The 14,193-nt window shown below is 62.4% G+C and carries 16 protein-coding genes; 10 read left to right on the top strand and 6 right to left on the bottom strand.

Going from position 1 to position 14,193, the window contains the following annotated elements; genetic code table 11:
• Positions 1–14: 14 nt before the first annotated feature.
• A complete protein-coding gene (locus ACJ8IL_RS00210; RefSeq protein WP_197810945.1) occupies positions 15–1,499 on the top strand; it encodes a Ca2+-dependent phosphoinositide-specific phospholipase C in 1,485 nt (494 codons plus the stop codon).
• A gap of 66 nt (positions 1,500–1,565) precedes the next feature.
• Entirely contained in the window at positions 1,566–1,859 is a 294-nt protein-coding gene (locus ACJ8IL_RS00205) for a SelT/SelW/SelH family protein (RefSeq protein ID WP_004928553.1), read from the top strand.
• Positions 1,860–1,865: 6 nt separating this feature from the next.
• On the opposite strand, the gene ACJ8IL_RS00200 is transcribed toward ACJ8IL_RS00205, so the two are convergent.
• Positions 1,866–2,807 carry a LysR family transcriptional regulator gene (locus ACJ8IL_RS00200; protein WP_025302807.1) on the bottom strand — a complete coding sequence of 314 codons (942 nt, stop codon included), beginning with the start codon at positions 2,805–2,807 and terminating at the stop codon, positions 1,866–1,868.
• A gap of 97 nt (positions 2,808–2,904) precedes the next feature.
• Here ACJ8IL_RS00200 and ACJ8IL_RS00195 point away from each other — a divergent pair, with 97 nt between their 5' ends.
• From ACJ8IL_RS00195 to ACJ8IL_RS00165, 7 genes are all read left to right on the top strand, one after another.
• Complete coding sequence (locus ACJ8IL_RS00195; RefSeq protein WP_025302806.1) at positions 2,905–4,104, top strand: MFS transporter; 1,200 nt, start codon at positions 2,905–2,907, stop codon at positions 4,102–4,104.
• 105 nt (positions 4,105–4,209) lie between these two features.
• Positions 4,210–4,704, top strand: coding sequence for a TIGR00645 family protein (locus ACJ8IL_RS00190; RefSeq protein WP_025302805.1), 495 nt, complete (start codon positions 4,210–4,212; stop codon positions 4,702–4,704).
• Positions 4,705–4,893: 189 nt separating this feature from the next.
• Complete coding sequence (fabZ, locus tag ACJ8IL_RS00185) at positions 4,894–5,349, top strand: 3-hydroxyacyl-ACP dehydratase FabZ (protein WP_025302804.1); 456 nt, start codon at positions 4,894–4,896, stop codon at positions 5,347–5,349.
• Positions 5,350–5,379: 30 nt separating this feature from the next.
• On the top strand, positions 5,380–6,168 hold the full coding sequence (locus ACJ8IL_RS00180; RefSeq protein ID WP_049204011.1) for a spermidine synthase: 789 nt from the start codon (positions 5,380–5,382) through the stop codon (positions 6,166–6,168).
• 80 nt (positions 6,169–6,248) lie between these two features.
• Positions 6,249–6,443: a ribbon-helix-helix protein, CopG family gene (locus ACJ8IL_RS00175; RefSeq protein ID WP_004928567.1), complete on the top strand. Its 195-nt coding sequence runs from the start codon at positions 6,249–6,251 to the stop codon at positions 6,441–6,443.
• A 141-nt stretch (positions 6,444–6,584) separates the two neighbouring features.
• Positions 6,585–6,986 (top strand): VOC family protein, encoded by a 402-nt coding sequence (locus ACJ8IL_RS00170; protein WP_025302802.1) that lies wholly within the window; start codon positions 6,585–6,587, stop codon positions 6,984–6,986.
• On the top strand, positions 6,986–7,525 hold the full coding sequence (locus tag ACJ8IL_RS00165) for a dihydrofolate reductase family protein (RefSeq protein ID WP_188016062.1): 540 nt from the start codon (positions 6,986–6,988) through the stop codon (positions 7,523–7,525). The genes ACJ8IL_RS00170 and ACJ8IL_RS00165 overlap by 1 nt, the downstream gene beginning before the upstream one ends.
• On the opposite strand, the gene ACJ8IL_RS00160 is transcribed toward ACJ8IL_RS00165, so the two are convergent.
• From ACJ8IL_RS00160 to ACJ8IL_RS00150, 3 genes are all read right to left on the bottom strand, one after another.
• Positions 7,510–8,907, bottom strand: coding sequence for an MFS transporter (locus tag ACJ8IL_RS00160; RefSeq protein WP_442516265.1), 1,398 nt, complete (start codon positions 8,905–8,907; stop codon positions 7,510–7,512). The two genes, ACJ8IL_RS00165 and ACJ8IL_RS00160, sit on opposite strands and share 16 nt — an antisense overlap.
• 113 nt (positions 8,908–9,020) lie before the next feature.
• On the bottom strand, positions 9,021–10,088 hold the full coding sequence (locus tag ACJ8IL_RS00155) for an oxidoreductase (RefSeq protein WP_025302799.1): 1,068 nt from the start codon (positions 10,086–10,088) through the stop codon (positions 9,021–9,023).
• Between the two features lie 12 nt (positions 10,089–10,100).
• Complete coding sequence (locus ACJ8IL_RS00150) at positions 10,101–10,850, bottom strand: DeoR/GlpR family DNA-binding transcription regulator (RefSeq protein WP_060433034.1); 750 nt, start codon at positions 10,848–10,850, stop codon at positions 10,101–10,103.
• A gap of 152 nt (positions 10,851–11,002) precedes the next feature.
• Here ACJ8IL_RS00150 and ACJ8IL_RS00145 point away from each other — a divergent pair, with 152 nt between their 5' ends.
• Complete coding sequence (locus tag ACJ8IL_RS00145) at positions 11,003–11,878, top strand: alpha/beta hydrolase (protein WP_049204058.1); 876 nt, start codon at positions 11,003–11,005, stop codon at positions 11,876–11,878.
• Here ACJ8IL_RS00145 and ACJ8IL_RS00140 read toward each other — a convergent pair.
• Entirely contained in the window at positions 11,805–13,022 is a 1,218-nt protein-coding gene (locus ACJ8IL_RS00140; RefSeq protein ID WP_025302796.1) for an MFS transporter, read from the bottom strand. The two genes, ACJ8IL_RS00145 and ACJ8IL_RS00140, sit on opposite strands and share 74 nt — an antisense overlap.
• Entirely contained in the window at positions 13,022–14,179 is a 1,158-nt protein-coding gene (locus tag ACJ8IL_RS00135; RefSeq protein ID WP_173888847.1) for a serine hydrolase domain-containing protein, read from the bottom strand. The genes ACJ8IL_RS00140 and ACJ8IL_RS00135 overlap by 1 nt, the downstream gene beginning before the upstream one ends.
• Between the last annotated feature and the right edge of the window lie 14 nt (positions 14,180–14,193).

Here is a 14,193-nt window from a genome sequence, read left to right as displayed (position 1 = left end):
TGAGAGGCAACGTCATGAATGATGCAACGATTCGCTACCATCAGGTGCGGCAAAAGAGCACCCACAACTCGTATCAACGCACGGAAAGCTACCCGGCTCAGGCGCTGTACTGGCGCATCCGTTCCCTTGAGATCGATATCCACAACAGTAATAACGCCGCCGGTTGGCCGCAGTTAAACGGCAACTGGTACGTTTATCATCTGGCGGTCATCGATCAGGTCAGCTCAGTCAACACCTTGGCGGATGCACTGGACGCGCTGTTGGCGTTTCATCGCGCGGTGCCGCAGCACGAAGTCGTCACCCTGTGGCTGGATTTGAAAGACGACTTCAACGCCGCCCGAGATCAAACACCCGAATCGCTCGATCGTTTGTTGGCCGAGCGCCTGGGGCGCGAACACATTTGGGGACCACCCGATCTGATCGGCGACTGCACCGATCTGCAAGCAGCGATCGCCGCCTATGGGTGGCCGTCGCTCGACACCCTGCGCGGCAAGTTCATTGTTGGCTGCACCACCGGCGATCTCGCCTCGCCGAATTCGGTGCTCAATCAGTATGTGCAAAACGGCGCCACCGCCAATCAACGGCTGGCGTTCGTCACGCCGGAAATCACCCAGGCGCAACAAATCGACCAACACGCCTGCGCCGTGATGTTCAACCTCTCGGCCGCCCACACCGCCCTGGCGAACGCGGTGTTTACCGCCGGCTTTGTCGGCCGCGCCTACGGCCTGAACGACGCAAACAGTTGGGCTACCGGCTGGAACAGTCGCGCGCACCATCTGGCCACCAACAAGGTTAACGCCGATTGGGACGGGTGGGCGCGCACCGATCTGCCGATGACCGGCTATCCGTTTACCGGCATCGACGTCACGCTACCGCCGGATCTGACCGAATCCGGTGCACTCTGCGCCATCAAGGTCGACTCCGGCGATATCTGGAATAAACGCGACAGCGGCTATTTTCGTTTCGATCGTGCCACTATCGGTGCCGAACGCACGCTCAGCGCCTTCGTCGCCAACCCGCAGTCACATACCGACGGCTTTATCAAAGGCGGAGTGATGGCGCGGGCCACGACCGCCGATGACGCCGCCTATATCGCAATATTTCAAACCGCTGCTCGCGAAATCCGCATGCAGTACCGGCGGGATAACGGCGCCGGTACGGAAAAAATCGATGCCCGTCTGCCAAATGGCGTCAACGGCAAGCCCGTCGTCAGCAGCAATACGCCGATATGGCTGAAGCTGACGGTTCGGGCCGATGGCCACCAGGCACAAGGCAGTTATTCAATCGACGGCCTGATCTGGCACGCCGTAGGGGAGATCGGCGTCAGCCAAACGCTGCCGCTGCAAGGCTGGGCGGCCTCTTCACACGGCGCCGGCTCCGTAAAATGGCTGTTCGGCGGCGCAAAGGCGCCGACAGAGAGCACCGTCTTCGGCAACTCGGCCACCGGCGAATTCATCGCCGACAGCGCCCCTGCCGCGAGCCTCGGCCCCTACCGTTAGGAAAATTGACAACGGCGGTGCGGCAGCTGATGATGCAAGCACCGCTTCCTACTCGATCCGCCAACGATGAAAAATGCCCCCGCAGTGACGATCCACTACTGTTCGCAATGCAACTGGCTGCTGCGCGCCGGCTGGATGGCGCAAGAGCTGCTAAACACCTTTGGTGACGATCTCGCCTCCGTCACCCTGATGCCGGGCACCGGCGGGGTCTATCAAATCAGCGTCGATGGCGTGATGATTTGGGATCGCAAGATTGACGGCGGCTTCCCCGATGCGGCGCAGTTAAAGCAGCGGCTGCGCGATCACAGCTTCCCCGATCGCTCTCTCGGCCACAGCGACGGTAAAAAAGCCAGGCACTGAAGGCCGTCAGCGCCCCGTCGGCGGCTGCGCGCCGATAATGCGCGGCATCGTTTCTTTCATCATTTCCATGAATTTGCGTAAACGCGCGGGATAATAGCTGGCGTAGGGATACAGCAGGTAGATAGGCAGTGGCTCGGCTCGCCACAGGGGCAACAGCGTCTGCAGAGATCCTTGCGCCAACTCTTCTTTCACCACCCAAGACGACACGATCGCTACGCCCAGCCCTTCCAGCGCCGCTTTACGCGCCGCATAAAGGCTGTCGGTGCTCAACCTGGGTGCGATGCCGAAACGCCGCTGCTCGCCGCTGGTCGCGTGGGTCAGGACGACCTCATTGCGATAAAAACTGTTTACCGCCAGCCACGGCAATGATGCCAAATCGTCGAGATCGACGATCGCCGGTCGTTCAGTCAACAGTGCGGGTGACGCCACCGTGCTGCGCGGCACTTCCGCCAACAGCACCGCCACCACCGAAGGATCGGTCACCGCGCCAACGTGAATGGCGCAGTCTACGCCTTCGGAAATGAAATCGGGAGAGTGGTCGTTCAGCGTCCACTCCACGCTGGTTTGGGGATAGCGCCGCAAATACTCCCCGAGCGGCCCGATCAGCTGATCCTGCCCAAAGGCGTGCGGAGCGCGCACGCGCAGTGCGCCAACCGGTTCGTCGCGCGCGCCGCGCAGCGCATCTTCCAGGCTTTGCCATTGCGCGAGCAAGCCGCGCGCTTGCTGATAGCAGCGTTCGCCGTCATCGGTAAGATGGAGCGCATGCGTCGTCCGTTGGATCAACCTGGTGCCCAACAGCTGTTCCAACGCCCGCAGACGTCGGCTGATGGTCGGCTGCGAGGTGCCCAGCTGCTGCGCCGCCGCCGACAGGCTCCCGCTCTCGACAATACGCACCAGGGTTTGCAGCAGGATTATACGGTCGCCGTTGGGTAAATTAATTTTATTCATACGCATTACGTATAACAGTTCTACCCATATCGGGTCTACCCGCCGATAACATTCAAGACAAAAATAGCCGCACATCCACCTTGTCAGGAATTATCGAATGAGCCTCTCACCCACCGGCGGTGCGCTTTCCGCCAAAACCGTTTTCCTGTTGGCCACCGGCGCCGGCCTTAGCGTCGCCTCTATTTACTACAGTCAGCCGATGTTGAGCGTCATGGGTGCCGACTTCCATGTCGGCGTTGGCGATACCGGATTCGTGCCGACCCTGACCCAATTGGGGTATGCCTTGGGTATTCTGTTACTGGCGCCGCTGGGCGATCGCCACGATCGCCGCGGGATCATTCTGGTGAAGGGCGTGCTGCTGGCCATGATGCTGCTGTTGTGCAGCCTGGTTTCCTCTTTTTCGCTGCTGTTGCTCAGCAGCCTGACGCTCGGCCTGGCCGCCACCGTCGCGCAGGACATCATCCCCGCCGCCGCGGCTCTGGCTCCTGATGCCCGACGCGGTAAAATCGTCGGCACCGTGATGACCGGGTTGCTGGCCGGTATTTTGCTGTCGCGCGTGTTCAGCGGGCTGGTCGCCGATTATTTCGGCTGGCGCAGCGTTTATGCGTTAGCCGCGCTGGCCGTTTTACCGATCACGCTGGTGATAGGGCGAGCTTTGCCGCGCTTTCAGCCACACAGCACGCTGAGTTATCCCGCCTTGCTGCGTTCGATGAGCCGGCTTTGGGCCACCTACCCTGAATTGCGGCGCGCGGCGTTGTCTCAGGCCTTTTTGTCCGTCGCCTTCAGCGCCTTCTGGTCCACGCTCGCGGTGATGCTGGCCGATCGCTATCAGCTGGGCAGCGCAGTCGCCGGCGCGTTCGGCCTGGCCGGCGCAGCGGGTGCACTGGCGGCACCGTTGGCGGGCAGTCTGGCTGACCGATACGGCCCAGACGCCGTCACTAAAATCGGCGCTGCGTTGGTAACGGTTTCTTTCGCCCTGATGTTTTTACTGCCGTTGCTACCGCAATCGGCGCAATGGGGGCTGATTGCGCTGAGCGCCATCGGGTTTGATCTCGGCATTCAGGCCACGCTGATCGCGCACCAGACCATTATTTACGGCCTCGATCCGGCTGCCCGCAGCCGCCTTAACGCCATTCTGTTCACGCTGGTATTCATCGGCATGGCCACCGGCGCCGCACTGGGCAGCCGCGTACTGGAACACCTGGGATGGCCGGGCGTAGTGGCGCTGACGACGGCCGCGGCGGGTGTTGCTTTGCTGATCCGCATGACGCGCCACTCTTTGCGTGCAACAGCCTGATCCGCGCCGTGATAGGCGTTCGGATAACGCAACCGGTTGATTTCGCCCGGGCCACCTGCGCTATACTGAGCGCCCTTTTTGCCACGCATTTAAAACAATTTTATGATGGAACGCTTGCTAGAAAACGCGATGTACGCCTCCCGCTGGTTGCTCGCACCGGTTTATTTCGGCCTTTCACTGGCCCTGGTCGCCCTGTCGATCAAATTTTTTCAGGAGATCCTGCACGTCCTGCCCAACATTTTTTCTGTCGCGGAAGCCGATCTGATCCTGACCCTGCTGTCGCTGGTCGATATGGCGCTGGTGGGCGGGTTGTTGGTGATGGTGATGTTCTCCGGGTATGAAAACTTCGTCTCGCAGCTGGATATCACCGAAGGGAAAGAAAAACTGAGCTGGCTGGGCAAAATGGACGCCACCTCGCTGAAAAACAAAGTCGCCGCGTCTATCGTCGCCATTTCCTCCATTCACCTGCTGCGGGTGTTTATGGACGCCAAGAACGTGCCGGACAACAAGCTGATGTGGTATGTGATCATCCACCTTACCTTTGTGCTGTCCGCCTTCGTGATGGGCTACCTGGATAAAGTGACCCGCTCCAAGCACTAAAACGTACTGCCACACCCGGTCGTCAGGATCGGGTGCCTCCCTCACGCGCCCTTCTTCGCCTGTTTCCCCGCCGTCGTTTTTTTCATCTGGCACATCTGATGATAATTTTATTATAATGTTATTACACTCATCATGGACTGAACGCCGGCCCTTGCACCGGTTTCGCCGCAGACAGGATCACGCTCTCTCATGCCATTGACTGGTCACCCCCTGCAATTCAACGATATTCAGGCGATTTTGCCTCATCGTTATCCCTGCCTGTTGGTCGATCGCGTGCTGCCCGCCGGCACCTGCATTGCCGAAGGGAGGCTGAGCGCCATCAAGAACATCACCGCCAATGAGCCGACGTTCTGGAACGGCCACGCGCACTTCGCCGGTTTTCCCGGCGTGCTGTTGGTGGAAGCGCTGGCGCAAAGCACCGGTCTGCTGGCGCATTACTATCTCGGGGCGCTAAACGAGGGGGAGCATTACTATTTTGCGGCCATTCAGCGTGCGCGGTTTTATCGCGCCGCCCGCCCCGGCGATCAGGTGCTGATGGAGGTGGCCTTTGTGCGCCGCCGCGGGGCGATCGCCCGCTTTACCGGCCGCGCCAGCATCGATGGCCAGCGCATTTGCACCGCCGATTTCATGTGCGCCCGTAAATAGGCCGCTTGCCGAAGGAGCCCTGCGAATACCATGTCTCTGGTTGACAGCTTACTCAAAACCCTTGATTTCTCTCCGCGCGGCCAGGTGATCGCTCGCGAAACCGACGCCTGGGGCGAAATCATCGTTTCCGACCACAAGGACTACCGCACGCTGCGGTTTGACGGCATCTGCGAACAGAGCAAGATGAGCCTCAGCAACCCCGCGCAGCCGATCCACAACTACATCAAAGCGATGCTGATGGCGGTGGCCTGGCAGCCGCCGGCCTCGGCGTTGATTTTGGGGTTGGGCGGCGGCAGCTTGCTGCGTGCGCTGCACGCGCTCGATCCGGCGATGCGCCTCGACGTCGTCGAGCTGCGCGCTGCGGTGATCGCCGTCGCACGCCGCTATTTTACGCTGCCGGCCACCGACACCATCAGCCTGCGCACCGCCGACGCCATGGACTTTGTGCGCCCGCCCGCCGAGACGCGTTACGATCTGATCTTCTCCGATCTCTATTCGGCGTTCGCCATGGATCCGCAGCAAGGCACCCAGACATTCCTGGAAAACTGCGCCGCGCGGCTGAACGACGGGGGCTGGCTGGTGCTGAATTACCACGATCTGCCCGACGAAAACAGCCTGCTGTACCACAGCCTGCACCGGATATTCGGCACCGTATTGTTTTGCGTCGCCCCCAGCGGCAACGTGATCATTTACGCCACGCCGGCCCAGGTGACGTTGCCGCTGAGCGCGCTGCGCAACCTGGCCGCCGGCAGCGGCGAGCTGTTCAACTGCGAACTCGGCTACCTGTCACGCAAAATAGAGCGGCTGCATTTCCGCTAAAGACGAGCGGCGACGCGGTCTGGCTGGCCGCTTCGCCCACGTGGTATTATCATTCAGTTATCATTCTCTGGAGGATCCTGATGGAAAAGAAAACGGCGCGGCTAACGGTGCTGATTGACCCGGACAAGAAGAAAGCTCTGGAAGAACTGTGCCTACAGCAGGACGTCACTCCTTCCCAGGTGGTACGCCAGCTGATCCGCGATTATCTGCACAAGCATCAGGTTGACTATCCCAGCCAGCCGACTCACGCCAATCCACGCGTCGAAAGCAATTGAGCGGCTGCCTGTTCCGCCTACTGTGAAGCGCGCGTTGCTCCTGCGCGCGTCCCTAATCCGAATCCTCCGTTACGGTCTGTCCATTCTGCAATATCGCTGCTACTGTTTGCGTTCATACTCTCTCTTCGGAAAGGAAGCGCCATGTTCAGCCATATTACCGTCGGCGTCAGCGATCTGGACGCCGCCGCCGCCTTCTACGACGCCATTCTGTTGCCGCTGGGATTACAGCGGCGGGAAGTGACGCCGGACGGCGGTCCCGCTGCCCGCTGCTGGGTGAAGCCGGGCCAAACGCTGCCGCGTTTCTATGCTTACCAACCCTTCGACAGGCAGCCAGCCAGCGCTGGCAACGGCAGCATGCTGGCCTTTCTCGCCGCCGATGAGCTGGAGGTTAAACGCGCCTACGCTGCTGGCCTGCTGGCGGGCGGCAGCAGTGAAGGCGAGCCCGGCGAACGCGCGCATTACGGCAAGGGCTATTACGGCGCTTACCTGCGCGACCCCGACGGCAACAAGGTCCATGTGGTGTACCGGGGAGATCTCGCCTGATGAAATGTTCGGTTTATATCGCCACCAGCGTAGACGGATTCATCGCCGGCGCGGACGGCGACATCGACTGGCTGCTGCGCCCCGAGTACGCGGTTTCGTTGCTAAACGGCCTGAGTTATGAGGCATTTATCGCCGACATCGACGCACTGGTAATGGGGCGCCATACCTATGAAAAAGTCCGCGCCTTTCCCGAATGGCCCTATGGTGACCTGCCGGTGGTGGTGCTGTCGACGCAGCCGCCCTCGCCGCACGAGACAGGCCACGTTCGCTGGATGAATGGCGAACCGGCGGCCATCGTGGCGCAGTTGGCCGAGCAAGGCTGCGGTCACCTGTATATCGACGGCGGCCAGACCGTACAGCGTTTCTTGCAGGCCGGATTGATCGACGAACTGACGATGACCCGCGTGCCGCTGCTGCTGGGTGGCGGCATTCCCTTGTTCGGCGCCGATGGCCCGGAGCAACGCCTGCGCCTGCTCGCCGTCACCCAGTCGGACAATGGTTTCGTGCAAGAACGCTACGCGGTTCAGCGCGCATCGTAACGCAGCATCCGTCGGCGGCCGCCGAAGGCGATGAGCAACGCAGCCAGCGCCAACAGCGCCGCCACGCCGTAAGTCACCCGCATGCCGTCAACCGCGGCCGCCGCCGCAGTACCCGCCACCTGCTGCGAAGCCAGATAAAACAGCGCCCCCATCGCCGAAGCGCCGGTGATCGCCCCGAGATTGCGCGCCAGGTTCACCATGCCGGCGATCAGCCCGCGCCGTTCAGGAAACAGATCCTTCATCAGCATGGTGTTGTTGGCCACCTGAAACAGCGCATAACCGGCGGTCAGCAGCGCGATGGGGGCGATATAGCCGAGCACGCCGGCGCGGCTGAGCAGCGACAGCAATGCCGCCCCGGCTGCCACCGCCGCCAGCCCAAATTGGGCGATGCGCTGCGAGCCAAAACGATCCACCAGATAGCCGGCCGGAATGCCGGTCAGGATAGCCACCGCCGGCCCCGCCGACATCACCAGCCCAACCTGCGCGGCGCTTAACCCCAGCGCGCGTGACAGATAGAACGGCCCGACCACCAGCGTGGCGGTCATCACCGTCATCACCAGCGCGCTGGCCGCCAGCCCCGCCGTCAGGGCCGGATGGCGGAACAGCGTCGGCGCCAACAGCGGCGATACGGCGCGGCGTTCCACACCGATGAACAGCGCCCCCGCCAACAGCGCCCCCAGCATCAACGCCAGGTTGAGCGCGCCAAAATTGCCGCGCCCAAGGGTCATCGCCAGTGAATAGCAGAGCAATGCGCCGCCCAGCAGCAGCGTACCGGCGCGATCGAACGGTTCCGGGGGCGCTGCCGCGCGCGGCCCATTCGGCAAGTATCGCCAGGCGAGCCACAGCGCCAGCAGCCCCAGCGGCAGGTTGATCAGGAACATCGCCCGCCAGCCGAAACCGACGATCAGCGCGCCGCCCAACGACGGCCCCAGCGCGGTGCCCACGGCCGACATAGTGCCGAGCAGCCCCATCGCGCGGCCGATTTTTTCCGTGCCCAGCGCCTCGCCCGCCAGCGCCATGGCGATTGACATCATGACTGCGCCCCCCAGCCCCTGCGCCAGGCGCGCCGCCAGCAGCAGCCAAAGCTGCGGAGCCAACGCACAAGCCAACGAAGCGGCGGTAAACAGCGCGATGCCCGCCAGCAGCAGGCGGCGGCGATTGAGGCTGTCGCCCAAGCGGCCGATGCCGATGATGCAGGTGGTGACGGCCAGCAAATAACAGAGCAATACCCACTGCACCGCTTGGAACGAGGCATGGAACGCGGTGGCGAGCGCCGGCAGCCCGACATTGGCGATGCTGATGCCGAGCGATGACAGCAGCATGCTCAAAGACAGTGCGGCCAGTATGCCGCGGACGCCCTGCGGCGAAGGATGGGATAACATGATAAGCACTCCTGACATAGACTGAGGATTAGCCTATGTCAGGGGGTAGGATGGCGGAAGACGCACGGCGTGCACTGTATCCATGCGCCTGACGCCTTATCTGATGCGAGCCGTTACCAGGCGGCGATTTCCGCCTCGGTGAGCGGCAACGGCTGAGTCACACCGGTTTCCGCCGCCAGGGTGGCCGCCTCCAGCACCGCCATTACCGCCAGCGCCTGCGGTGCGGTAACCGGATTGCTGCCGGCGCCGCGCAGCGCGTCGCGCACCTGGACGTAATATTGACGCTGGTCGCCATCCGGCGTCGGCAGCGTACGCACCGGCTCCGTGCCGATAAACAGGCTCATCGCATCGTCGTCTTTGCCCCACTCCGCCGAGCCCGGCGTCACGCCAGCCAGCAGTTGGCTCTCCTGCCCGTCGGCGCGCGCTTTGACCACGCTGCCTTTCTCGCCGTGCACGGTAAAGCGTGAGACGCCGCCCGCCACCAGCATGCTGCCGTGCAGGATCACACGGTGCGTCGGGTAGTTGAGCACCACGTGGGCCCAGTCGTTAATCTGCGCGTTGGGGCGCAGCGTAGCGATGTTGGCCTGCACGCTGTGCGGTAAACCGAACAGCTGCAGCGCCTGATCGACCATGTGCGGCCCCAGATCAAACCACAGCCCGCTGCCCGGCAGGTTCTGCTCGCGCCAGCGCACCCGCACTTCTGGGCGGTAACGATCGATGTGCGACTCAAAGTGCGTCACCTTGCCGATCAGCCCCTGTTCGATCACTTGCTTCACGCCCAGGAAATCGCTGTCCCAGCGGCGGTTCTGGAATACCGACAGCAGGCGATCGTGTTTTTCCGCCGCCGCAATCAGCGTACGCGCCTGCGCCAAATCCAGCGTAAACGGCTTATCCACCACCACGTGCTTGCCCGCCTCCAGTGCGGCCAGCGCCAGCGGCGCATGGGTGTCGTTCGGCGATGCGATCACCACCAAATCCACCTCCGGCCGGCGGATGGCCTCCAGCGGATCGGCGATCACCTGCACGTGCGGCAGATCGGCATGCACCTTGGCGGCATCGCGCGAAGCCACCACGCTCAGTTCCAGCCCCGGCACCGCGTTAATCAGCGGCGCGTGAAACGCCTTGCCGACAAAGCCGTAGCCAATCAGCGCCACCTGCAACGGTCGAGCAGTATCGTTCATCAGTGTTCTCCTCTAGCGGTCGTCGGCGACGACACAAAGTTCAATCAATGATTGTTCGTCCAGGTTGTCCCACGGGCGATCGGTAAACAGACGTTGGATCTGCGCCAGATCCGCAACGTGATGCGGCTCGCAGCGGTCCAGTTTCATATGGTCGGCCACCAGCCAGCGCTCGCCGCTGTTGGCCAACATGGCGCGTTTGACCTCTGCATCGGCCTCTTCGCCGGCGCTCAGTCCCAGCTGGGGATGCACCGCACAGGCGCCCAGCAAGGCGATGTCCGCGCGGTAGCGCGCCAGCAACGCCAGCGTGGCGCTGCCGGCGAATAGCCGCTGACGCACATCCCACTGGCCGCCAAGCAGGATCAGGTTAATCTCCGGCCTGTCGCTCAGGCACTGCGCGATATCCAGCGAAGCGGTGATCACCGTCGCCGGGCCGCGCAACGCCTGCGCCACCGCCAACAGCGTACTGCCCGCATCCAGCATCAGGGTGCTGCCGGGCGGGATCTGCGCAGCCACCGCGCGGCCGAGCCGCTGCTTGATCTGCGGCAACAGCGCCGCGCGCGCCTGACGTGGCATGCCGGACGGTTCGAGCGCGATCGCCCCGCCGTGATTTTTCTGCGCCAACCCTTGCCGCTCGAGATCGACCAGATCGCGGCGCACGGTATCGACCGAAACGCCGATGGCGCCGGCCAATTCCGCCACCGCCGCCTGCCCGCGTTCGCTGAGCAAATCCAGTAAATGGCGCTGTCGTGCCGCTTTGTGCATGGGCTTATTCCGCCGTAAAAAGCATAAAACAGCAATATACAGCAGATAACAGCAATGGAGAAGCCGCAATTGTGCGCACCGGCGATCAAACATCTTTTCGCCTGTGGGACGATGATGATGAAGACATAACGCATAACAATCCGGAGAAACGCATGAACATCGATCTGACGTTTGAACACCTGAACGCACGCGCCGTGCAATACAATGCCCGCGCTTCGGTGGAGGATTTTGACGCCTGCATGGCGGAATACGCCGCGCTGGCCCAGCGCGCCAAGGCCCAGACGCCGGGCATTTACGATCTGCGCTACGGCATGAGCGCCGCCGAGCGCCTCGACCTGTTCCCGGCCAGCGCACAACCCGCCCCGCTGCTGATCTTTATTCATGGCGGCTATTGGCATTCACAGCGCAAAGAGGAAGCCTGTTCGATGGCCGCCGCGTTTGCTCGCCGCGGCGTGGCGGTCGCCACGCTGGAATACACGCTGGCGCCGGAAGCGACGCTCGCGGAGATCGTACATGAGGTGCGCAGCGCCGTCGCCTGGCTCTATCATCACGGGGCACCCTTCGGCATCGATCCGGCGCGCATTTTCGTCAGCGGCAGTTCGGCCGGCGGTCACCTGTGCGGCATGCTGATCGCCGACGGTTGGCAGCAACGCTATCGCCTGCCGCCCGACGCGATCAAAGGCGCGCTGGCGCTGAGCGGCCTCTACGATCTGCGCCCGCTGTGCGATATCTACATCAACGACTGGTTGCACCTGACGCCCGAGCAGGCGCAAACCCTCAGCCCGCTGTTTTTACTGCCGGCGAAAGACCATGCGCCGCAGATCCTGCTCGACGTCGGCCAACGGGAAACGCAAGGTTTCAAAAACCAGACGCAGGCCTATTATGACGCTTGCCTGGCGCATGGCCTCGACGTCCAGCTGCTGGCCGACCGTCACTGCAATCACTTTACGCTGGTCAACGAGCTGGCGGATGCGGAAAGCGCGATGTTCCGGCAGGTGATGGCGATGATCGACGCAACGCAACGGTAGCCTGCCGCTGCAACCGCAGCCTGGCGGCGATCGTAATCACCGCCAGCGCGGCGAACAAGGCTCCGCACAGCAGGCTGCCCTGTAGCCCCCACGCGGTAATAAACCCGCCGCCCGCCAGCGAGCCCAGCGCCACGCCCAGATTGATAAAGGCGATATACAGCCCGGTGGCGAACGCCGGCGCTTGCGGGGCTTCGGAGGTCAGCCAAATCTGCGTGACAATCAAACCGCTGGTGTGCGCCGCTCCCCAATACAGGCAAAGCGCCGTCATCGAGCCAATATTCACGCTGCCATAGCGATACAGCAGCGCATAAGCCGCAATCAAGGCTATCGGATGCAGCAGCACCGTCACCGCACGATGGCGGCTCAGCCATCTGCCGGCCAACAGGTTGCCCACGACACCGCCCACACCGAACGCCACCAGAAGAAAGCCGATGACGCCGCCGCTGAGACCGATTTCGCGGCTGAGGTACTCGGCCGCGTAAGCATAGACGGCAAACATGGCGGCAAAGATCAGCACACAGGTAGTGATATTCAGCCACAGCGTACCGCTGCGCAGTATCGCCAACTGTTTGCCATAGCTGAGGCGCTGTACGGCCGCATCAGGCAAACGCCACAGCAATCCCAGCGCCGCCAGAAGGTTCACCCAGGCACAGAACCTGAACGACGCTTCATAGCTGAACTGTCCGGCGATCCATTGCGTCAGCGGTATCCCCAGCACCATGCCCATGCTGGTGCCGATGAACGCATAAGCGGTTGCTTTGGTAGCTTGATGCGGCGGATAAAGCGCCGCGGCCGCCACCATGGCCAGTGAAAAATAGATCGGATGAAACAACGCCGGCACAATGCGCAGCAGCATGAGCATGGAGAAGCTGTCCACCTGGGCGGACAGCGCGCTGGCCGCCGCAAACACGGTCAACGCGATCAACAACATGCGTTTGCGATTGAATTGCGACGCCAACAGCACCAACAGCGGCCCGAGCAGCGCAATGGTCAGGGCGAAGATCCCGACCAGCCAGCCTGCCTGCGCCGTGGAGATGCCATACCGTGCAATGATCAGCGGCAAAATGCCCACCACGCCGAACTCGATGCAGTAAACGCCGAACAGCCCCAGCGCGAGGAAGAAAATCGGTGGCATCAGACCCATCACCTCGCTCCCGTCGCGGCATAAACCGCCTGACAAATCTCGCCGACAAAGGCGCCGGACATCCCCTCCAGCGCCGTGTTGGTAAACGCCACCACGCTGAGCTGTCGGGCAGGATCGACGAACCACGAGTGGCCATAGGTGCCCCCCATCCGCCAGCTGCCTACGGACTCCGGCGTTTGTGCGGCGACGGGATCTTTCAGCACGGTGATGCCCAGGCCAAACCCGCGCCCTGGCCAAAACGGCATCGTTAAATCGCCGATTTGGTTGGTGGTCAGCGCCGTCACCCACTCGGTTGGCAGTACCGGCTTTCCTCCCTGGCGCAACGCTTCCAGCAAGCGCAGGAAATCCTCGGCCGATCCGACCATACCGGCGCCGGCTGAAGCATAAGCCTGCGGATCCAAGGCTCGCGCCGGCGACAGAAGAAAACCGGCGCTGCCATCGATGAACGGTAAACGATCCGGTTGGCGCAGGCGGCGTGGCCCACCGGGATGGTCGGCGTAAGCGGCCGCCAGGCGCGCGGCGTCCACCGCCAGGAAGTCGGTATCCGTCATCGCCAGCGGCCCGGTCACCCATTTTTTTACTGCCTGCGCCAGCGGCAGGCCGCTCGCCTGTTCAATAACCGCGCCCAACACATCGGTGGCGATAGAATAGCGCCACGCCGCGCCGGGCGGAGCCAGCAAAGGGGCGCAGGCAATACGCCGCACGTTTTCCTGCAGGCTGACGGACGCGTCATCCATACCGTCGGAGACCGCCGACTGAGCGTAGAATCCCCCTTCCGGCTGGAAAAATCGGTAGCTTAATCCGGCGGTGTGGGTCATCAAATGCCATAACGTCATCAACGGTTGGGTGCCATCCGCCAGTCGCGGACGAAAATTCGGTAGCCAACGCGTGATCGGATCGTCTAACCGCACGGCGCCTTGCGCCATCAACGCCAGCGCCGCCGTGGACACGATCGGTTTGGACACCGAGGCCAGACGAAACAGCGTATTGAGCGCCATCGGCCGGCCGGCTTCGCGATCCGCCATGCCCGCCGCGCGTCGATAAACGATTTCACCGCCCTGCGCCACCAAAACGACCACACCAACCAATCGTTTTTCGCGTAAGGCTTTCTCTATCGCGCCGTCAATCGCGTTGGCGGTGGATCCGTATTCATTCATCTTTATTACCCCAG

This window comes from Serratia sp. CY47444, from assembly GCF_052168635.1.
In the GTDB taxonomy this organism is placed as follows: Bacteria; Pseudomonadota; Gammaproteobacteria; order Enterobacterales; family Enterobacteriaceae; genus Serratia; species Serratia bockelmannii.
The sequence above is the reverse complement of the archived record's forward strand: the minus strand, read 5'-3'. Positions and strand labels throughout refer to the sequence as shown.